Raw genomic sequence first — 19,925 nt, forward strand, 5'->3', positions numbered from 1 at the left:
GCACAGGAGCCCAAAAGGATCCGGCCGATCAGCCGCCGTGCAGGGCCTCGATCGCGTCCAGCAGGTCTTCGAGCGTGGTGTCGTCCGTGGCCGGGGCCATGACCGTGACGCGTAGGTGGCGGACGCCGTCGAGCTCGGCCGAGGTGAGATAGAAGGCGCCGTCCGCCATGAGGCGCTCGCGCAGGTCCGCATGGTCGGCGTCGCCGTACCGGAAGCAGACGATGTTGCTCTCCGGCTCGTACGGCAGCGCGAACCCCGGCCGCCGGCGGGCCAGCTCCCAGAAGCGGTGGGCCGTGGCGTACTGGCGTGCGACGTAGTCGCCCAGGCCGCGCTCGCCGCGCCAGGCCAGGTTCAGGAAGATCTTGAGTCCGAGCTCGGCCTTGGTGCACTCGACCGTGCGGCCGATGAGGTCGAAGCCGCGCTCGCCGTAGAACAGGTAGCTGGCCTCCTGCTTGAAGGCCGCGTCGAGGTCGTTCTCCCTGCGTACGAGGACGGCGGCGGCCAGGGAAGAGGTACGGAGCATCTTGTGCGCGTCCCAGATGACCGAGTCGGCCAGCTCGATGCCGTCGAGCAGGTGCGCGTGCTCCTCTGCGAGCAGGGCGGAGGCGCCGTGCGCGCCGTCCACGTGGAACCAGACGTCCCGCTCGCGGCACCACTCGCCGATGGCGCGCAGGTCGTCGTACAGGCCGGTGCCTGTGGCGCAGGCGGCCGCGACCAGCGCCATCACCCTACGTCCCGAAATATCCGGTAATTTCGTGATGTCTATCCGGCCGAGGTGGTCCGTCGCCAGCGGCACCATGGCCCGCTGCCCCAGCCCGAGGATCGAGGCCGCCCGCGACACCGAGTAGTGCGCCGACGCGGGCGCGAGGATCACCAGGTCGCCGGGCACACCGTCCTCCCATGCCTCGGGTACGGCCCGCGCCCGCGCCGCCAGCAGCGCCGTCAGGTTGGCCAGCGAGCCACCATGAGTGAGCACCCCACCACCCGCCGGGAACCCCACCTTGGCCAGCATCCACCTCAGCACCTCGAACTCCACCGTGGCCGCCGCCGCGCCCATCTCATAGATCGCCATCGGGTTGTTCGTGGCGCCATGGATGAAGTCGGCCAGCGCGGCGGGGAAGTCGGGCGAGGCGCTCTGGTGGCCCAGGTAGGCGGGGTGGTGCAGCCGCGTCCCCTCGCCGAGGAAGGTCCGCAGGAAGTCCCGGAAGGTCTCGGGCGTCATGCCACCCTTGGCGATCAGCTCGCCGAGCCTCAGCCGTTCGGCCAGCTCACGAGGTGGGCGGCGGCTGATCACGGGCTCGTCACCGCGCTGGCTGCGGTCCACGTAGGCCGCCAGCTCACCGACCGTGATCCCGGCGGCTGCGGTGAACTCCTCGATGTTCCACATACCTCGAAATACTCGTCAATCGGATGGCGTACAACTAGCCTTGCCGAATTGAGGGATGGTAATCGTGCATAACGCCGAACTGGATTCGATCGACCTCGCAATCCTGGCCGAGTTGCAGAAGGACGCCCGGCTGCCCAACAAGGATCTCGCCGAGCGGCTCGGCGTCGCGCCCTCCACCGCGCTGGAACGCGTACGTTCGCTGCGCCGCCGTGGGGTCATCACCGCCTTCCGCGCCGCCGTCGACACGGCCCGGCTCGGCCGCCCGCTCCAGGCGCTGCTCGCCCTGCGCGTACGGCCGCACACCAGCCGGATCGTGGACCCGCTGCGTACGTTCGTGCTGGGGCTGCCGGAGACGATCACACTGTTCCACGTCGCGGGCACCGAGGACTTCCTGGTGCACGTGGCCGTGGCCGACGCCGACCACCTGCACCGGCTGGCCCTGGAGCGGTTCCTGATCCGTGCGGAGATCGTGCACCTGCACACCACCCTGATCTTCAAGACCGAGCACCAGCCCGTCCAGCGGCCGGCCGAAATGGGCTGAAGGAAGATCGCGACAGGTGTGACAATGATCCGCATGTCGCTCCGGATCACCACGCTCGCCGAACGTCCCGAGTTCGCGTCCGCGCTATGGGAGATGGATCACTCGTGGCGGATCTTCATGTTCAACGACCCGATCGCCGACCTGTTCTATCCCGTCGCGGCGACGGACTACGCCGACTATGTGCTGGTGGCCGATGACGACGCCGAGCCCGGCCGGATGGTGGCCAGGGCCTGCATGATCCCGTTCCCGGCCGGCGACGGCGGCTCGTTGCCCGACGACGGCTGGGACGGGGTGATCCGCCAAGGCTGGCTGGCCCGCAAGCTGGACCGCCCCCTTGACGCCGTCTCCGCGCTTGAGATCACCGTCAGGAAAGACCTGCTGGGCTCGGGGGTGTCGCCGACGATGGTGGCCGGGATGCGGGACCACGCGGCTCGGCTGGGGTTCCGGGCGCTGGTGGCGCCGGTCCGGCCGAACCAGAAGCACCTCGAACCGCACACGCCCATGACGGAGTACGCCTTCAGGTCCCGGGAGGACGGCCTGCCGCACGACGCCTGGCTGCGTGTGCACGTACGGGCCGGCGGGGAGATCGTCAAGGTCGCGCCGCGCTCGATGGTGATACCGGGCACGCTCACCGAGTGGCGCGAGTGGACCGGCCTGCCGTTCGACCGGACCGGGCCGGTCGAGGTCCCTGGCGCGCTCAGCCCGGTGTACTGCGACGTCGCCCAGGATCACGCCGTCTACATCGAGCCGAACGTCTGGGTCAGCCACCGGCTGAGCTGACGTGACCCCCCGGTCTCTGTGACGGTCCGTGGTGGCTGGGGTCCTTGGGAGGGATACCCCTTCCGGGGGAGCGGAAGAAGACGGCTAGGAGAGGGTCACCCGCTCGCCCGGCTCCAGCAAATGCACGCGGTCGCCGAGCCCCGCGAGAGACTTGACCAGCGTGTCGCGGCCCTGCGTGAAGTGTCCCCAGTGCTCGAAGTGCAGCGGCACCACGTGACGGGCGCCCAGGATCTCGGCCGCCTCGGCCACGTCATCGCTGGTCAGCGTCAGGTACGCCTCACCCACCAGCGGTGTCCGCGCCCCTCCGGCGAACAGCACCGCCACGTCCACCGGCCCGACCCGCGCCGCGATGTCCCTGACCACGTCCAGGGAGGCGTTGTCGCCGCTCACGTACACGGTCGGCAGTGCCTCGCCGCTCAGTACGAACCCGGTCACCTCGCCCACCAGGTGCTCGCTCCCGTCGGGCCCGTGCTGCGCGGGCACGCCGGTGATCCGCAGCGCGCCGCCGCCGGGGCGTACCAGCTCGGTGTGCGTCCAGTTCGGCAGCGCCCGCACCGGTTCGCCGATCCGCTCGGCCGCCGAGCCAGTCGACAGCACCACCGGCGCCGAGGACAGGTAGGTACGCCCGGCCTTGTCGAGGTTGTCGGGATGCTGGTCATGGGAGAGCAGGACGGCGTCCACGGTCCCGGCGTCGTCCGGCCCGAACGCCGGGCCGGCCGTCTTGACCAGTGCCCGGTTCCCGATCGGGTAGTCGCCGGGCGGGTCGAACGTGGGGTCGGTCAGCAGCCGCACCCCGCCGATCTCCAGGACCGCGGTCGGGCCACCGACGTAACGAATCTCCATGAGGATCATGACACCCGCGGCCGACGCGGTATTCCGCTCACGCGCGCAGGCCGTCGATGATCCGCCACATGGCCCGGTGGCAGAGCGCGCGGAAACCGGCCTCGTCCACCGCGATGCGCCCGCTCAGGTATTGGTGGATCAGCCCTTGCATGCTCGACGTGACGGTCAGCGCCACCTCCAGCGGGTCGTCGCGGCGCAGCATGCCGGTGCGCATCCCGTCCTCGACGGCCTCCACGATCACGGTGAAGGGCGGCCCCTGCCCGTCGCGGAAGTCCTCCGGGAAACGGCGGGCCTGCGCCCAGGCGTCCGACATCAGGAACGTGTACAGGTGCGGCCGGCCGAGCGCGAAGTCGAGGAAGCCGTCGAGCAGGATGTCGATCCGCTCCTCCAGCGGGCCGGCGGGCGGCAGCCGCTCCCATTGCTCGGCCAGCTCACGGCCGCTGGCGGTGGCGACGGCTCGCAGCAGCGCCTCGCGGTTCGGGTAGTGCCGGTAGATGGCCATCGCGGTGACGCCGACGGCCTCGCCGACCCGGCGCATGCTCACCGCCTCGGCGCCCTGCTCGACGAGGATCCGCTGCGCGACCTCGGCGATCCTGGCGGCCGTTCCCCCATCTCTCACGTGTACAGCGTAAACCTACTTGAGGCGCAGCCTCTTCATGGTCTTGAGCGTGGTGACCAGGGCGCCCGCCCATTTGTCGTACGTCATGCCGAAAGGCGGCTCGAAGCCCAGCCAAGTGGCCTGCGAGGCGACCGTCTGCGCCTTCTCATATGCCTCATGTACGTCATCCACCCCGGAAACCGGCAGGTCGGCGAGGGGTTCGCCGGTGAACGGCGCGGTGATCTCGGTCGTCTTGCCGCTGGACGTCACATGCATGGAAGCAGGCTATTCCGGATCGCTACCGGCGGGTAGTTTTTGCCAATCCATGGCATGGGGACAGAATCCCTTCATGCCTTCCTTCGCGCCACTCAGACCGGGAGACCCCGAGAGGCTCGGCGGTCTGCCTCTCCTAGGACGGCTGGGCGAAGGCGGCCAAGGCGTCGTCTACCTGGCCAGAGACCCGGCGGGCACGCACGTGGCGGTCAAGTGGCTGCGCCCCGACCAGGCCGGCGACGAGGTGAGCGTGGGCCGGTTCCTGCGCGAGGTCCAGGTCGCCCAGCAGGTGGCGCCGTTCTGTACCGCCGCGGTGCTCGGCACGGGAATCGAGCACGACCGGCCGTACATCGTCAGCGAGTTCATCGAGGGCCCCTCCCTCCAGCGGGTCGTCCAGGAGGAGGGCCCGCGCACCGGCACGGCCCTGCACCGCCTGGCCATCGGCACGGCGACCGCGCTGGCCGCGATCCACCAGGCCGGGATCGTGCACCGTGACTTCAAACCGGCCAACGTGATCATCGGCGCCGACGGGCCGCGGGTGATCGACTTCGGCATCGCCAGGGCGCTCAACGCCACCTCGACGATCAGCAGCATGCCCGTGGGCACGCCCTCGTACATGCCGCCCGAGCAGGTGATGGGCCACACCGTCGGGCCGGCGGCCGACCTGTTCTCGTGGGGGAGCACGATCGTGTTCGCCGCCTCGGGACGTTCGCCGTTCGGCAGCGACACGATGCCCGCGGTGATCAACCGGGTGCTGAACCACCAGCCGGACATGAGCGGGCTGCACGGTCCGCTGCTCGACGTGGTGGCCGCTTGCCTGGCCAAGGATCCGGCGCAGCGGCCGACGGCGGAGCAGGTGATCATGCGCCTGCTCCAGCACCCGGTGCCCAACTCCGGCATGCTCGCCCAGGCCGCGGCGGCCGCCGCTCCGGCGGAGCCCTGGCAGGCGGCGCCCTACGGTCAACCGCCCGTGACCGGTCAACCTCTTCACACGGGGCCGCCTTCCCTGCCCGGCGGGCCGCCTTCGGCGCCCGGCCACCACTACGGACCGCCGTCCATGGGCGGCGGATACCCGCACACGGGCGACCACCGGCCGACGCACCCGAGCCCGTACACCCCCGGACACTCCCAGCAGAAGAAGAGCAGGGCGCCCATCGTCATCGGCGTTACCGTGGCCGTCGCGCTGCTCGTGCTGGCCGGCGTCGGCGTGGTCATCAGCCAGACCAAACCCCCGGCCACCACACCGTCCGCCAACAGCCGCGCCTCCGTCGCAGCGTCCGGCAAGAGGCCCAGCACCGCATCGACGGGCGTGCCGCGTACGGGCACGAAGCGGGCGGTGCCCGGCGGCGCCATTTCGCTGTACGAGAATTCGGCCGACCCGATCACGCTGACGTCGTACGAGGTCTACAACAAGAAGGCCGACGACTGGATCGACTACGCCCGCAACTCGCTGCGCGGCACGTTCACGAAATACTCCGGCAACTGGGAGACGCTGGTCTCGCCCGACGGCCGCTCCATGGTCGGCCGCGGCCGCAACTACACCTCCGACAACTACGACTCGGTGATCATCACCGACCGGCGGACGGGCGACAGGACCTCGATCAAGACCGTGCGCAAGCCGCTGATCAGCAGCATCCGCGCCTGGTCGAAGGACGGCTCGAAGATCCTGCTCAACATCGAGAAGGAATCGGGCAAGGACTGGCTCTACCTCGGCTTCGTCATCGTGGACGTGGCCGCGGAGGACGCCAAGGTGGTCACCGTGTCCGACACCTCGATCCGCAAGACCGCCTTCGGCTGGGACGGCGAGGAGGCGGGCGTGGTCAACATGTCCCCCGGGCGGGGCCTGCGCTTCTACGACACGAGCGGCAAAGCCACCCGCACCCTGGCGAACATCGGCTCACTGGCCTCCGGCACGCAGGACATCTTCTCCCCCTCCGGCAAGGTGTTCATCACGAACTGCCCCAAGGGCGGAGACGGCGACCACTGCGTCTGGAACACGGAGATCGGCAACCGGGTCCGCCGGTTCACCTCCGACTGCGACAAGGTCCTCGGCTGGTACGACGAGACCCACCTCTACTGCTGGGAGCAGGACAACTCCACCAGGGACGAGATCCAGGTGGTGGACTTCCAGGGCAAACTGGTGCGCAAGCTGCTCGACATCCCCGAGAACCTTGACTTCAGCCCGGTCTTCACGGTCGACCCCCCTGGATGATCGTGAACCGCTCGGCGCGGAGATCCGTCAATGAGGTCATGAAGACGCTGATCCGTACGGTCGTGGCCGGGGCGGCCCTCGCGACGGCCATCTCCGCCTGCACCTCGGCGCCGGGGGGCAGCACGCCCGTGAAGCAGCGCCTGCAGGTGCGCCTGGTCTCCTACAACGGGTGCGACGACATGCTCGCCGGGCTGCGCGAGCACGCGGCGAGCAACGTCGGCCAGTGGGGCTTCGGCGGCCCGGTGCCCATGTACATGACCCGCCAGAAGTCCATGGAGGCGACCAACGACGCCGCCCCGGAGCACTCCACGACCAACACCCACGAGGCGGGAGTGGACGAGCCCGACCTGGTCAAGACCGACGGCAACCGGATCATCACGGTCGCGGGCGGCACGCTGCGGATCATCGACACGGCCACCAGGAAGATCACCGGGTCCGTCAAGCTCACCAAGGCCGACGAGCCCGCCTACGCCCCCGCCGACCTGCTCGTCTCGGGCGACCGCGCGCTGGTGATGTATCGCGGGGGCGACATCATGTACAAGGGGTTCGCGCCCGTCGGCGAGACCAGATACCTGCTGGTGGACCTGTCCGGTGAGCCCAAGGTGCTCGGGACGATCAAGCCGCAGGGCACGTACGTGGACGCCAGGATGGTCGGCTCGACCGTCAGGCTCGTCACCCGCAGCCAGCCCGACATCACCTTCCCGGAGCCGAAGCAGAACGCCTCCGAGGCCGAGATGAAGAAGGCGAACGCGGACGCGGTACGCCGGGCGCCGCTCGACGCCTGGCTGCCCAAGATCCAGATCACGGACGCGGCCGGGACCGTCACCAAGAAGACGGTCGACTGCGCGCGGGTCAGCCATCCGGCCGACTACACCGGCACCTCGCTGCTGACCGTGCACACCATCGACCTGGCCCAGGGCCTCACGGAGGCGGGCACCGACCCGATCAGCCTGGCGGCCGACGGCGACACGGTCTACGGCACCGGCCAGAGCCTGTACGTGACCAGCAACCCGCGCTGGTGGTGGCCGGTGCCGATGGCGGCCGTGGAGGACACACCCCAGGCCCCCGCCACCGAACCCGACCCGACCGAACCCAGCCCCTCTGCCAAGGTCACCCTCAGCCCCGAGCCCACTCCGACTGCCCCGCCCGAGGAGACCGAGGTCCACCGGTTCGACATCAGCAAGCCGGGTCCGCCCTCCTATGTGGCCTCGGGCAAGGTGCCGGGACGGCTGCTGAACCAGTACTCGCTGTCGGAGTACGAGGGCAACCTGCGCGTCGCCACCACGCTCACCTCCGAACCCGAGAAGACCAGCGACAGCAGCGTCAGTAGCGTCACCGTGCTCAAGGCCGACACCCTGGACAAGGTGGGCGAAGTGGGCGGCCTGGGTGAGGGCGAGCGCATCTACTCGGTCAGGTTCATCGGCCCGGTCGGCTACTGCGTCACGTTCAAGCAGGTAGACCCGCTCTACACGCTCGACCTGCGCGACCCGGCCGCGCCCAAGGTGACCGGCGAGCTGAAGATCACCGGCTACTCCGCCTACCTCCACCCCGGCGCCGACGGCCGGCTGATCGGGATCGGGCAGGAGGCCAGCGAGAAGGGCAGGACGCTCGGCACCCAGATCTCGCTCTTCGACGTCAGCGACCCGGCGAACCCGAAGCGGCTGTCGCAGATGTTCCAGAAGAACTCGGGCTCCGAGGCGGAGTGGGACCCGCACGCGTTCCTGTACTGGCCCAAGACCGGCCTGTCGGTCATTCCGCTCAACACCTACGCGGAGAACAAGGAGGAGATCGGCGCCGTGGTCCTGAAGATCGACGACTCCGCGGTGACGAGGCTCGGCATGATCAAGCATCCGGTCCAGCGGCCGAAGGACGGGGCGTACCAGCCGAGCATCCAGCGCGCGATGGTCATCGGCGACTCGATCTGGACCGTCTCCACGGACGGCGTCCAGGTCAACGACGCGACCACGCTGGCCGAGCAGGCGTACATCCCTCTTCGCTGAAGCGTCACTGCTCCGGGAGGGCGACCGGCACGATCTCGGGTGCGCCGAGTCTGATCGCGTCGGCCTCCTGGTCGGTGTCCTGCTCCTGGGACAGGCGTTCGGCCTCGACGCGCTTGGTGAAGTACTCGACCTCGCGCTTGACCTGCTCCCCGTCCCAGCCGAGCGGCTGGGCGAGGAGCTCGGCGGCCTCGTGGGCGCTGGCCAGGCCGCGGTGGAAGGTCTCGATCGAGATGTGCGTCCGCCTGGTCAGTACGTCGTTGAGATGCCTGGCGCCCTCGTGGGTGGCCGCGTAGACGATCTCCGCGCGCAGGTAGTCGTCGGCCCCGCCGAGCGGCCGGGCCAGCGACCTGTCGTGGTCGATCAGCTCCAGGACCTCATCGACGAGCGAACCGTACCGCTGGAGCAGGTGCTCGATGCGGGCCACGTGCAGGCCCGAGGTGTGCGCGAGCCGGTACCTGGCGTTCCAGCGCGCCTGGTAGCCCTCGGCGCCCACGAGCGGGATGCGGTCCGTGCACGACCTCGGCACCCGCTGGTCGAGGCCGTGGGCGACGGCGTCGACGGCGTCCTTTGCCATAACCCGATAAGTCGTATATTTCCCGCCGGCGATCATCACCAGGCCGGGCACCGGATGCGCCACCACGTGCTCGCGCGACAGCTTCGACGTCTCCTCCGACTCACCCGACAGCAGCGGCCGCAGCCCGGCGTAGACGCCCTCGACGTCGTCCCGCGTCAGGGGCACGGACAGGACAGCGTTCACGTGGTCGAGGAGGTAGTCGATGTCGACCCGCGACGCCACGGGATGCGCCTTGTCCAGCTTCCACTCGGTGTCGGTGGTCCCGATGATCCAGTGCCGCCCCCACGGAATCACGAAAAGTACGGATTTTTCGGTCCGAAGGATGATTCCGGTGAGCGAGTGGATCCGGTCGCGCGGCACCAGCAGGTGGACCCCCTTGGACGCCCGTACATGGATCTGTCCTCGGCCGCCCACCAGCTCCTGGATGTCGTCGCTCCACACGCCGGTCGCGTTGACCACCTGCCGGGCGCGTACGTCCAGCTCGGCGCCGCTCTCCAGGTCGCGCACCCGCACCCCGGTGACCCGCTCCCCCTCGCGAAGGAACCCCACGACCTGGGCCCGCGGCGCCACGTGCGCGCCGTAGGTGGCCGCCGTACGCAGCATCGTCATCACGTAGCGCGCGTCATCGACCTGCGCGTCCCAGTACTGCACCGCGCCGGTGAACGCGGTCCGCTTCAACGCGGGCGCCAGGCGCAACGCCCTGCTCCTGGACAGGTGCCGGTGCCCCGGCACCCCGCGAGCCAGCCCCGTGGCGAACCCCAGGGTGTCGTAGAGGGCCACCCCCGCCCCCACGTACGGGCGCTCCCACCCAAGGTGGGTCATCGGAAACAGGAACGGCACCGGCCGGACCAGATGCGGCGCGATCCGCTGCAACAGCAGCGCCCGCTCCTGCAGCGCCTCTCTGACCAGCTCGAAATTGAGCTGCTCCAGGTAGCGCAGGCCGCCGTGGATCAGCTTGGAGGATCGCGACGACGTACCGGAAGCGAAGTCGCGCGCCTCCACCAGGCCGACGTCGAGCCCTCGGGTGACGGCGTCGAGCGCGATCCCCGCGCCGACGACTCCCCCGCCGACCACGACCACGTCGAGTTCCTGTGCCCCCATCCAATCCAGCGCCGAGGTCCGCTCTCCAGGCCCAAGCCGGGCGATTCCCCTTCCCGCCATGCCCCTCCTCTTACCCGCCGCAGGCCTCTTACCCGCCGCAGGCACTTCTGCGACAAACTCCACTCTTTTCTTGTACGGCACGCATGGGTTACCCGCCACCCGCCGACCATGCCCGGGGGCCTCCAGGAGACGGCCTCTGACCGGATGGTGGCCGAGCGCCGTTACGGCCCGCGGAAGTGTTGGGGAACACGCTGAGGCGGAGGCATGGCCGAGCACGCTGAGGCGGAGGACCCAGGGAGCGTGCAGAGGCGGAGACGTGGGGAACACGCTGAGGCGGAGGGCTGAGGGAACGTGCGGAGGCGGAGGCGGGAACGCGGGGGCGTCAGGCGCGGATGACCTTCACCCCCGCGTCGGTCAGTTCGCCGGCGAGGGAGTCGGAGAGCTGGGCGTCGGTGACGAGCGTGTCGATCTGGTTGATGGGACAGATGCGGGAGAACGCCCGCTTACCGACCTTGGAGGAGTCGGCCACCACCACGACCTGCGCGGCACGACTGATGAGCAGGTGGTTGACGCTGGCCTCCCCCTCGTGGTGGGCCGAGGCGCCCAGCTCCACGTCGAGCGCGTCCACGCCGAGGAAGGCCACGTCGAGCGTCACCTGTTCGAGCACGCCCGAGGCCAGCGGGCCGATGAGCTCGTAGGACTGCGGCCTGGCCACGCCGCCCGTGACCACGATCTTGACGTGCTGGCGGACCGTGAGCTCCGAGGCGATGTTCAGGGCGTTGGTGACGATGGTGAAGCCCGATTCGAGCGCTGGGTTGGTGGCCAGCGTGCGGGCCAGCTCGGAGGTCGTGGTGCCGCCGTTGAGCCCGATCACGGCGCCCGGCGAGACGAGCTCGGCGGCCGCCGCGGCGATGAGGTGCTTCTCGTCGGCGTGCCGGGCGGTCTTGTAGCGCAGCGGGAGGTCGTAGCTGACGCTCTGCGCGACGGCCCCGCCCCGCGTGCGCATGAGCATCTGTTGCTGCGCGAGCTGGTCGAAGTCGCGGCGGATCGTGGCGGTGGAGACGTCGAGCTCCTGGGCGGCCTCCTCGACGGAGAGCCGTCCTTCCTGCGCGAGCAGCTCGAGAATCGCGTTCCAACGATCGTAGCGGGACACGATGCCTCCCCTTTGAGATCCGTCGGGCCAAGCGTGGCACAACCTGGGAGGTCAAGCCACCGGTGCAAATTTCTGCTCCTTTATGCTATAAAAACAGCAGAAACAATCAATCACGGGGAGGCAAGTGGTGACCACCCACACCGAGGCCGAGATCGACTCCCAGCCCGAGTGCTGGCGTCGCGCCGTCGCGGACGTACCCGTCGACGCGCTGCCCCGCCCCGGTGAGCGGGTCGCCGTCGTCGGCTGTGGGACGTCGTGGTTCATCGCGATGGCCTACGCCACCCTGCGCGAGCGCGCGGGGCTGGGCGAGACCGACGCGTTCGCCGCCTCGGAGGCCCCCACCGGCCGCTCGTACGACCGCGTGCTGGCTCTGACGCGCTCCGGCACCACGACCGAGGTGCTCGAACTCCTGCGCAGGACCGACGCCAGGACCACGGCCATCACCGCCGACCCGAACACACCGGTCATGACGGCCGCGGACGACGTCATCGTGCTCGACTACGCCGATGAGCAGTCGGTCGTGCAGACCCGGTTCGCCACCACGCAGCTGGCCATGCTCCGCGCCAGCCTGGGCGAGGACCTCGCCCAGGCGATCGCCGACGCCGAGCAGGCCGTGGCGGCCCCGCTGCCCGCCGAGCTCACCGACGCGGAGCAGTTCAGCTTCCTGGGCATCGGCTGGTCGGTCGGCCTGGCCCAGGAGGCCGCGCTGAAGATGCGCGAGGCGTCACGGTCGTGGACCGAGGCGTACCCGGCGATGGAATACCGTCACGGCCCCATCAGCATCGCCGGCCCCGGCCGCGTCACCTGGATGCTCGGCACCGCCCCCGAGGGCCTGCGCGAGCAGGTCGAGGAGACCGGCGGCACGTTCTTCCAGACCGGCCTCGACCCGATGGCCGAGCTGATCAGGGCGCAGCGGGTCGCGGTCGCCAGGGCGTTCGCCAGGGGTCTCGACCCGGACGAGCCCCTGCACCTCACCCGATCTGTGATCCTTTCTTCATGAGCCTTACTCTTGCCGACGCCCGCATCGTGACTCCCGAGGGAGTCCACGACGGATGGTTGACCATCGAAGACGGCCGCATCACGCACGTCGGGCACGGAGCCGCCCCTCGCGCGGGCCACAGCCTGGGCGGGCGGCACGTGGTGCCCGGCTTCGTCGACCTGCACAACCACGGCGGAGCGGGCGGCTCGTTCCCGACCGGCGAGCAGGACCGAGCGCGTGAGGCCGTGGCGCTGCACGAGCGCCACGGCACCACGACGATGGTGGCCAGCCTGGTGACCGGCGCGCTCGACGACCTGGCCCGTGCCACGTCGTCCTTGGCCGAGCTGTGCGACGACGGTCTGCTGGCCGGCATCCACTTCGAAGGCCCGTACATCTCACGGGCCCGCTGCGGCGCCCACAACCCCGGGCTGCTGCGTGAGCCGTCTCCTCGGGAGTTCGGCGAGCTGCTGAAGGCCGGACGCGGGCACGTACGCATGCTGACCATCGCCCCCGAGCTGCCCGGCGCCCTTGAGACGATCCGCATGGCCGCCGCCGAGGGCGTGCTCGCCGCGCTCGGCCACAGCGACGCCACCTATGAGCAGACGCTGGCCGGCATCGAGGCGGGCGCGACCGTGGCCACGCACCTCTACAACGCGCTGCCGCCGCTCGGCCACCGCGCTCCCGGCCCCATCGCCGCGCTGCTGGAGGACGAGCGGGTCACGATCGAGCTGATCAACGACGGCGTGCACGTGCATCCGGCCATGCTGCGGCTGGCCTACGAGGTGGCCGGGCCCGCCAGGACCGCGCTGATCACCGACGCGATGGCCGCCGCCGGCATGGGCGACGGTACGTACGTGCTGGGCTCCATGGACGTGATCGTCACCGACGGCGTCGCCAGGCTGGCCGAGGGCGACTCGATCGCGGGCAGCACGCTCACCATGGACGTGGCCTTCCGCCGCGCCGTCCAGGAGGTGGGCCTGACGCTGTCCGAGGCGGTCCAGCTCACCTCACTGACGCCGGCCCGCGTGCTGGGCGTCGCCGACCGCGCCGGCTCGATCGCCGTGGGCAAGGCGGCCGACCTGGTGGTCCTGTCCGACGAGCTGGAGGTAGCGGGCGTGATGAAGCGCGGAGCCTGGGTCGTGGAGCCCTGATGATCCTCACTGTGACGCTCAACGCCGCCCTCGACGTCACCTACCAGGTGCCCCGCGTCGACTGGGACGGGGTCAACCGCGTCGCCGCCGTACACCGGCGGGCTGGCGGCAAGGGCGTCAACGTGGCCCGCGTCCTGGCCGCGCTCGGCCAGGACGTGCTGGTCACCGGCCTCGCGGGCGGCCCGACCGGCCAGGCCATCGAGGCCGACCTCCAGGCGGCCGGACTGCCGCACGCCTTCGTGGGGATCGCGGCCGACTCGCGCACGACGCTGGTGGTCGCGGATTCCGGCCAGGCAGTGGCGGGCGGCGAGCAGGGTTCCAAAGGTGGCGAGCGGGGTTCCGGAGGCCAGACCGCGCTGTTCAACGAGCCGGGGCCGGAGGTCACGGCGGTCGAGTTCGGGCGGATGGTCGGCCGTTTCACCGATCTGCTGGCCACGGCGGAGGCGGTCGTCATCTCGGGCAGCCTGCCCAGGGGCGTGCCGCTCGACGCGTACGCGACGCTGGCCGCCGTCGCCGCCGAGCACGGCGTGCCCGCCATCGTGGACGCCGACGGCGAGCCGCTGCGGCACGCGCCCGGCGGCCGCCCCTCGATCGTCAAGCCGAACGCCGAGGAGCTCGCGCGGGCCGTTCCGGAAGGCGGTCCCGAGGAGGGCGCGCAGGCGCTGCGCGGTCGCGGGGCCGAGTCGGTGGTCGTGTCGATGGGCGCCGACGGTCTGCTGGCCGTCACGCCTGAGGGGATCTTCCGGGCGCGCATGCCGTACAAAGTGGAGGGCAACCCGACCGGCGCCGGTGACTCGCTGGTCGCCGGGCTGGCGCTGGGGCTCGTGGAGCGGTCCCCGTGGCCCGAGCGGCTCATCCGGGCGGCGGCGCTGGGCGCCGCGGCGGTCGCGGCGCCTGTGGCGGGCGACTTCGACCGCGACGTCTACGCCGACATCCACCCCCGCATCGTCATCGCCTGAGAAACCGCCTCCTCGTACGAAAACTCGTCCGAGGAACCGTCAAAGGAGCCGTCATGCCCCTCGCCCGAATCGGCGACATCGTCCGCGAATCACCCGCGGGAGTGGGCGCGTTCAACGTGATCCAGTTGGAGCACGCCACCGCCATCGTCGCGGGCGCCGAGGCCCTGGGCCTGCCGGTCGTCCTGCAGATCAGCGAGAACTGCGTCCGCTACCACGGCGCCCTGGAACCCATCGCGCTCGCCTGCCTCGCGGTCGCCAGGGGGGCCGCGGTGCCGGTGGCGGTGCACCTCGACCACGCCACCGATCGCGCCCTGGTCGAAGAGGCGGTGGAGCTGGGTGTCGGCTCGGTGATGTTCGACGCGTCGGCGCTGCCCGACGAGGAGAACGTGACCGCCACCGCCGACGTGGCCGCCTGGTGCCACGAGCGCGGCGTGTGGGTGGAGGCCGAGCTGGGCGAGGTGGGCGGCAAGGACGGCGTGCACGCGCCGGGCGCGCGGACCAAGCCGCACGAGGCGGTGGACTACGTGGCGCGCACCAGCGTCGACGCGCTGGCCGTCGCCGTGGGCACCTCGCACGCGATGACCACCAAGGACGCCGTGCTCGACCTGGACCTCATCGCCGAGCTCCGCGCCGCCGTGGCGGTCCCGCTGGTGCTGCACGGCTCGTCGGGGGTGCCCGACGACACCCTTCGCGCGGCCGTACGGCACGGCATGAAGAAGATCAACATCGCCACGCACCTGAACAAGGCGTTCACCGGTGCCGTGCGCGACTACCTGGCCGGCGACGAGAAGGTGGTCGACTCGCGCAAGTACCTGCGGGCGGGCCGCGACGCGGTGGCCCGCGAGGTGACCCACCTCCTGGGTGTCCTCACAGGCTGAGCCGCCGTCACGGAAGCTGTTTGCGCATGGCCACGACCGTGCGGCCCTCGCGTTCCTTGCGGCCGGTCACGACATAGCCGAGCGACTCGTACAGGGCGATGTTCCTGGCCATTTTGACGTTGGTGTAGAGGCGCAGGGCGGGCAGGCCGAGCCGCCGCGCCTCCTGCTCGGCGAAGGCCAGCAGGCTCCGGCCGATGCCCTTGCCGTGGAGGCCGGGGCGTACCGCGACGTTGTCGACGTAGAGCACCCCGTTCTCGGGGATCAGCACGATGAGCCCGTCGAGGTCGTCGCCTGTCACGTGTACCCGGCCCTCGGAGATGAGCGCGGCGTAGTCGGCCTCCATTGGGCGGGGCCGCGCGCCGATGACGGCAACCCACGGCTGGTAGGCCGCCTGTACGAGCTCCTCGACCGCACCCCTGTCCGTCTCTTTCGCGAGCCTCATGTCCTCCATGGTCGCAGTCTTGACACCACTCTGGATGTAGTACTACGGTTGCATCACTTCAATCTAAGTACTACACATGGAGTGACTCGGTTTGCGAAAGCTCACCTACTACGTCGCGACGTCCATCGACGGCTACATCGCCGGCCCCAGCGGCGAGTTCGACTTCTACCCACTGTCCGACGACCTGGCCGCCTACGCCAACGAGGAGTTCCCCGAGACCGTCCCCACCCACATCCGGAAGCAGATCGGCTTCGACGCCCCCAACAAGCGCTTCGACACCGTGCTCATGGGCCGGGGCACCTACGGGCCGGTCCTCGACGTCGGCGTGACCAGCCCCTACGCCCACCTGCGGCAGTACGTCGTCTCCACCACGACCCCGGAGATCGCCGACCCGGCGGTGGAGCTCGTCTCCGGCGACCCTCTCGCGCTGGTCCGCCGCCTGAAGGAGGAGGACGACGGGCTCGGCATCTGGCTCTGCGGCGGCGGCAAGCTGGCTGGAACGCTGCTGCCGGAGATCGACGAGCTGGTCGTCAAGGCGTACCCGGTGGTCGCGGGGTCGGGCATCCCCGCCTTCGACGGCGAGTTCCGCCCGACCCTGTTCAACCTGACCGCGACGCGCACGTTCGGCAACGGCACGGTGCTCATGAGGTACGCGCGCTAGGACTTCAGCGCGCTCATCAGCTCCTCGCGGTACTCCTCCATGCCCATGGGGTTCCCGTAATCCCGGGAATGGACGATCAAGCCGTCCCGCACCCGGACGACCATGATGTACGACGAGACGACAGACCGCCCCGAGGCGACGAGAGAGCCGTGGATGTCGAACTCCACGATGACCACCTCGGGGTCAGCGGTCTCATGGATCAGCACGTTGTCCGTCCGCTCCCAGCGCAGCACGCCTTCGGCGGCCTTGAACCTGGCCCGCAGCTCCTCACGCCCCTGCGAGCGCCGAGGGATGCCCGGCGGGGCGAACGGTATTTCGATCACGACGTCGGGGGCGTACATGTCGGCCAGCCCGCCGTCCACGGACGCGCGCAGGAAGCGATCGACGACCTCTCGGGCGGTCGGGTATGTCGGTACGGACACGCGAACTCCTCGTTGTGCATAGAATCGGAACGGTCAACCCGCTTAGACGCTACGGAACGCGCGTTCCGGTTGTCAATCCGGGCACCAAACCGGCGCATGGGAGGCCACATGACGATCGCCGCTCGCGCGGACGCCCGGCACAACCGCGCCCGCGTGCTGGCGGCCGCCCAGGAGGCGTTCGCGGCGGAGGGTCTGTCAGTGCCGCTCGACGTGATCGCCAGACGCGCGGGCGTCGGCGCGGGCACGGTCTACCGGCACTTCCCCAGCAAGGAGGCCCTGTTCGAGGCGGTGGTCCACGACCGGATCGAACGCCTGGCCGACGAGCTCACCGCCCTGCTGACCACCGGCGAAGCGGAGACCGGAGCGGCGTTCTTCACCGCCTTCGCCTCGACCGTCGAGCAGGCCGGACTCAACAAGGCACTCTGCGAATCCTTCGCCTCCGGCCTCAAGGCGGAGATGGCACTGGAGGCCCGGCGACGCTACGGCACCGCCCTCACCGCCCTGCTCGACCGGGCCCGCCAGGCAGGAGCCGTACGGCCGGACGCGCAGTTGACGGACGTCATGGCCCTCATGGCGGGATGCATCACGATGGAGACCCACAGCACCACCCCCGGCAGGGCCACCGCCCTCGTCCTGGACGGCCTCCGCACCGGACGCTCCCCGCTGCCCTCCGTAACGAAACCTGTGACGAAACAGGAAGCCCGTAACGAAACCCCTGCGGAGCACGCCGCCCGCTGTGAGGAGTGCGGCACCGTCATCCAGACGTCCCGCACCGGCCGCCCACCCCGCTTCTGCGGCGGCGCCTGCAGGCAGAAGGCCCACCGCCGCCGGACCACCGGCTGACGGGTGGCTTACCAGGCCAGAGCCTCGCCATCACGGAAGAATCCCCCGGTAGGCCCGCCATCCGGCAGATTCACCGCCCACAGCACGCTCCGCGCCCCCTCGGCGACCGGGCGCCCGCCGGGCCCGCCCATGTCGGTGGCCACCCACCCAGGGCAGACGGAGTTCACCAGGATCCGATCCTCGCGCAGCTCGGCGGCCAACATCCTGGTCAGCGCGTTGAGCGCGGTCTTCGACACGGTGTAGGCCGGGGTGCCGCCGCCCATGACGGCCAGCGACCCGGCCTCGCTGGAGACGTTCACCACTCGCCCGTGATCGCCGGCCCGCAGCAACGGCAGCAGCGCCAACGTGACCCGCCAGGTCCCCAGCAGGTTCGTCTCCAGGGCCTCCCGCACGACGTCGAGGTCGGCGTTCTCGGCTCGCTGCCAGGTGTCGTAGTGGATGGCGGCGTTGTTGATCAGGACGTCTACCTTGTCGTACGGCAGCTCCTCGACGAACCGGCGCACCGACACCGGATCACCGACATCCAATTGCCGCGGCTCCACGGTCCCGTGCAGCCCACTCGCCGCCTTCTCCGCCTTCCCCAGATCCCTGGCGGTCAGGATGACGGTGTCCCCGGCCAGCGCGAGCTGGCGAGAGACCTCCAATCCGATGCCCCGGTTGGCCCCGGTGACCAGGCAGACGCGATTCATTCGTACGAGCCTATCCACGGAACCCACTCCCTGAGCCTGACCTTGACCAGGCACAAGGGCGGGGTGCGCAGACCGCCCCCGTAATTGGACGCGGAACATACCGTGATTCCCATGCTGTGATGACTCCCGTTTGTCACAACCACGGGGGTTTCACGATGCAGAAGAAAGTCCGCTTACGCCTGACCATCCTCAGCACCGCCTGTGCGCTGCTGCCCTTTCTGGGCGCGGGGGCAGCCACGGCGCAGACCGCCACCGACGACCCGGCCGTGACCACGCGGGCCACCGACGACCCGGGCGGCAAGACGCCGGACAGGGACGCGACGGGGCCGCGGGGGGCGGTGCCGGGCGGGTTCGCCGACTGGAAGGCACTGTTCTCGGAGCAGACTCGGCTGAACGGGGTGGCCGACCGCATCATCGAGTCGGCCGAGAACGCCGAGGGCTACGCGGGGATCGTCGTCGCACCGGAGAACCACGAGGTACGCCTGTACTGGCGGGGCACGGTGCCGCCGGCCGTACAGACCACGATCGACCAGGGACGGCAGACGGCTCCGGTGGCCGTACTGCCGGCTGCCTACACCAACGCGCAGCTCCTTCAGGAGGCCGAGAAGTGGGCCGAGGCCGGCCAGGCGAGCGGCGCGGCGCCGCAGCCGGACGGCAGCGGCATCCGGCTCTCGGTCACCGGGGAGGACGACGACCCGCAGCAGTTGCAGCGGCCCAGCGGCACGAGCGCGCCGATCACACTGGAGAAGGGAGAGGAGTTCAGCCCGGCCTACAGCAGGCAGGACGACGTGCCGAGCTACTACGCGGGCGGCCGGACCTGGAACCAGCAGTCGGGGGCGGGCTGCAGCTCCGGCTTCGCGGTCGTCGACAAGTACGGCACCCCGGGGTTCCTCACCGCCGCTCACTGCGGCAATGTCTGGGACCAGTTCTACGACGGCGGAGGCATCAGCCCGGCGAACCACATGGGTCAGCTGTCCTGGCGTGTCGCCAAGCGAGACGCCGCGATCGTGCTCGCCGACGCGACCGCCAACGTCTTCGACGGCAGCAACACCGCCTCCACCAGCAACAAGGTGGTGGCGCTATGGAAGGCGTACGTGGGCAACTTCGTCTGCAACTCCGGGGCCACCCTGGGCGAGAACTGCCTGATCAAGGTGACCGAGACCGGCTGGAGCGGCACCTACACCAACGGTCAGTACGTCAAGCACATGGTCCGCGCCAAAAGCGTCGTCGGCGGCTGCGCCGTCGCGCACGGTGACAGCGGGGGCCCGATCTACTCCTACACCAACTGGTTCGACGAGGTCGCCGCACAGGGCATCACCTCGGCCGTCAGCAAGAAGGTGTACTGCGGCGCCGCGGACGGCGGATCCGTGATCATATTCTCCCGGGTCTGGGACGTGGACCTGGAATTCGGCGCCCTGCTACAGGTCTGGTAGCCGCCG

The 19,925-nt window shown here is 70.0% G+C and carries 20 protein-coding genes; 11 read left to right on the top strand and 9 right to left on the bottom strand.

Features of this window, described 5'->3' with window-relative positions:
• Positions 1-28 precede the first annotated feature (28 nt).
• Positions 29-1,387: a pyridoxal-dependent decarboxylase gene (locus AB0L53_RS13205; protein WP_363993127.1), complete on the bottom strand. Its 1,359-nt coding sequence runs from the start codon at positions 1,385-1,387 to the stop codon at positions 29-31.
• A 64-nt stretch (positions 1,388-1,451) separates the two neighbouring features.
• Between AB0L53_RS13205 and AB0L53_RS13210 the strand changes: the two genes are divergently transcribed.
• Complete coding sequence (locus tag AB0L53_RS13210) at positions 1,452-1,928, top strand: Lrp/AsnC family transcriptional regulator (protein ID WP_363993128.1); 477 nt, start codon at positions 1,452-1,454, stop codon at positions 1,926-1,928.
• Positions 1,929-1,961: 33 nt separating this feature from the next.
• On the top strand, positions 1,962-2,708 hold the full coding sequence (locus AB0L53_RS13215) for an N-acetyltransferase (RefSeq protein ID WP_363993129.1): 747 nt from the start codon (positions 1,962-1,964) through the stop codon (positions 2,706-2,708).
• An 84-nt stretch (positions 2,709-2,792) separates the two neighbouring features.
• On the opposite strand, the gene AB0L53_RS13220 is transcribed toward AB0L53_RS13215, so the two are convergent.
• Genes AB0L53_RS13220 through AB0L53_RS13230 form a run of 3 tightly spaced genes read right to left on the bottom strand, consistent with a single transcriptional unit; the run spans position 2,793 to position 4,425 of the window.
• Entirely contained in the window at positions 2,793-3,551 is a 759-nt protein-coding gene (locus AB0L53_RS13220; RefSeq protein ID WP_363993130.1) for an MBL fold metallo-hydrolase, read from the bottom strand.
• 37 nt (positions 3,552-3,588) lie between these two features.
• On the bottom strand, positions 3,589-4,170 hold the full coding sequence (locus AB0L53_RS13225) for a TetR/AcrR family transcriptional regulator (protein ID WP_363993131.1): 582 nt from the start codon (positions 4,168-4,170) through the stop codon (positions 3,589-3,591).
• Between the two features lie 15 nt (positions 4,171-4,185).
• Entirely contained in the window at positions 4,186-4,425 is a 240-nt protein-coding gene (locus tag AB0L53_RS13230; protein ID WP_358552960.1) for a hypothetical protein, read from the bottom strand.
• Positions 4,426-4,498: 73 nt separating this feature from the next.
• On the opposite strand from AB0L53_RS13230, the gene AB0L53_RS13235 reads away from it, so the two are divergent.
• Both AB0L53_RS13235 and AB0L53_RS13240 read left to right on the top strand, forming a co-directional pair.
• On the top strand, positions 4,499-6,634 hold the full coding sequence (locus AB0L53_RS13235; RefSeq protein ID WP_363993132.1) for a serine/threonine-protein kinase: 2,136 nt from the start codon (positions 4,499-4,501) through the stop codon (positions 6,632-6,634).
• A gap of 38 nt (positions 6,635-6,672) precedes the next feature.
• A complete protein-coding gene (locus tag AB0L53_RS13240) occupies positions 6,673-8,634 on the top strand; it encodes a beta-propeller domain-containing protein (RefSeq protein WP_363993133.1) in 1,962 nt (653 codons plus the stop codon).
• 4 nt (positions 8,635-8,638) lie between these two features.
• Here the strand turns inward: AB0L53_RS13240 and AB0L53_RS13245 are convergent, their stop codons facing one another.
• Both AB0L53_RS13245 and AB0L53_RS13250 read right to left on the bottom strand, forming a co-directional pair.
• Positions 8,639-10,369, bottom strand: coding sequence for a glycerol-3-phosphate dehydrogenase/oxidase (locus AB0L53_RS13245; protein WP_363993134.1), 1,731 nt, complete (start codon positions 10,367-10,369; stop codon positions 8,639-8,641).
• A gap of 322 nt (positions 10,370-10,691) precedes the next feature.
• Complete coding sequence (locus AB0L53_RS13250) at positions 10,692-11,462, bottom strand: DeoR/GlpR family DNA-binding transcription regulator (protein WP_363993135.1); 771 nt, start codon at positions 11,460-11,462, stop codon at positions 10,692-10,694.
• Positions 11,463-11,589: 127 nt separating this feature from the next.
• Between AB0L53_RS13250 and AB0L53_RS13255 the strand changes: the two genes are divergently transcribed.
• The 4 genes from AB0L53_RS13255 to AB0L53_RS13270 are packed head-to-tail and all read left to right on the top strand — an operon-like array spanning position 11,590 to position 15,429.
• Positions 11,590-12,462 (top strand): sugar isomerase, encoded by an 873-nt coding sequence (locus AB0L53_RS13255; protein WP_363993136.1) that lies wholly within the window; start codon positions 11,590-11,592, stop codon positions 12,460-12,462.
• A complete protein-coding gene (gene nagA, locus AB0L53_RS13260) occupies positions 12,459-13,592 on the top strand; it encodes an N-acetylglucosamine-6-phosphate deacetylase (protein WP_363993137.1) in 1,134 nt (377 codons plus the stop codon). The genes AB0L53_RS13255 and nagA overlap by 4 nt, the downstream gene beginning before the upstream one ends.
• Positions 13,592-14,551 (top strand): 1-phosphofructokinase family hexose kinase, encoded by a 960-nt coding sequence (locus AB0L53_RS13265; protein WP_363993138.1) that lies wholly within the window; start codon positions 13,592-13,594, stop codon positions 14,549-14,551. The genes nagA and AB0L53_RS13265 overlap by 1 nt, the downstream gene beginning before the upstream one ends.
• Before the next feature lie 53 nt (positions 14,552-14,604).
• Positions 14,605-15,429: a class II fructose-bisphosphate aldolase gene (locus AB0L53_RS13270; RefSeq protein WP_363993139.1), complete on the top strand. Its 825-nt coding sequence runs from the start codon at positions 14,605-14,607 to the stop codon at positions 15,427-15,429.
• 7 nt (positions 15,430-15,436) lie between these two features.
• Here the strand turns inward: AB0L53_RS13270 and AB0L53_RS13275 are convergent, their stop codons facing one another.
• Positions 15,437-15,871, bottom strand: coding sequence for a GNAT family N-acetyltransferase (locus tag AB0L53_RS13275; RefSeq protein ID WP_363993140.1), 435 nt, complete (start codon positions 15,869-15,871; stop codon positions 15,437-15,439).
• A gap of 91 nt (positions 15,872-15,962) precedes the next feature.
• Between AB0L53_RS13275 and AB0L53_RS13280 the strand changes: the two genes are divergently transcribed.
• The gene (locus AB0L53_RS13280) at positions 15,963-16,532 is read left to right on the top strand and encodes a dihydrofolate reductase family protein (protein ID WP_363993141.1); all 570 of its coding nucleotides are present in this window, start codon (positions 15,963-15,965) and stop codon (positions 16,530-16,532) included.
• Here AB0L53_RS13280 and AB0L53_RS13285 read toward each other — a convergent pair.
• On the bottom strand, positions 16,529-16,954 hold the full coding sequence (locus AB0L53_RS13285) for a nuclear transport factor 2 family protein (protein WP_363993142.1): 426 nt from the start codon (positions 16,952-16,954) through the stop codon (positions 16,529-16,531). The genes AB0L53_RS13280 and AB0L53_RS13285 overlap by 4 nt on opposite strands.
• 108 nt (positions 16,955-17,062) lie before the next feature.
• On the opposite strand from AB0L53_RS13285, the gene AB0L53_RS13290 reads away from it, so the two are divergent.
• The gene (locus AB0L53_RS13290) at positions 17,063-17,797 is read left to right on the top strand and encodes a TetR/AcrR family transcriptional regulator (RefSeq protein WP_363993143.1); all 735 of its coding nucleotides are present in this window, start codon (positions 17,063-17,065) and stop codon (positions 17,795-17,797) included.
• Between the two features lie 8 nt (positions 17,798-17,805).
• On the opposite strand, the gene AB0L53_RS13295 is transcribed toward AB0L53_RS13290, so the two are convergent.
• Positions 17,806-18,486, bottom strand: a complete 681-nt coding sequence (locus tag AB0L53_RS13295; protein WP_363993144.1) for an SDR family oxidoreductase — start codon at positions 18,484-18,486, stop codon at positions 17,806-17,808.
• Positions 18,487-18,641: 155 nt separating this feature from the next.
• On the opposite strand from AB0L53_RS13295, the gene AB0L53_RS13300 reads away from it, so the two are divergent.
• The gene (locus tag AB0L53_RS13300) at positions 18,642-19,919 is read left to right on the top strand and encodes a S1 family peptidase (protein WP_363993145.1); all 1,278 of its coding nucleotides are present in this window, start codon (positions 18,642-18,644) and stop codon (positions 19,917-19,919) included.
• Positions 19,920-19,925 lie beyond the last annotated feature (6 nt).

It is taken from the genome of Nonomuraea sp. NPDC052129, assembly GCF_040680095.1.
In the GTDB taxonomy this organism is placed as follows: domain Bacteria; phylum Actinomycetota; class Actinomycetes; order Streptosporangiales; family Streptosporangiaceae; genus Nonomuraea.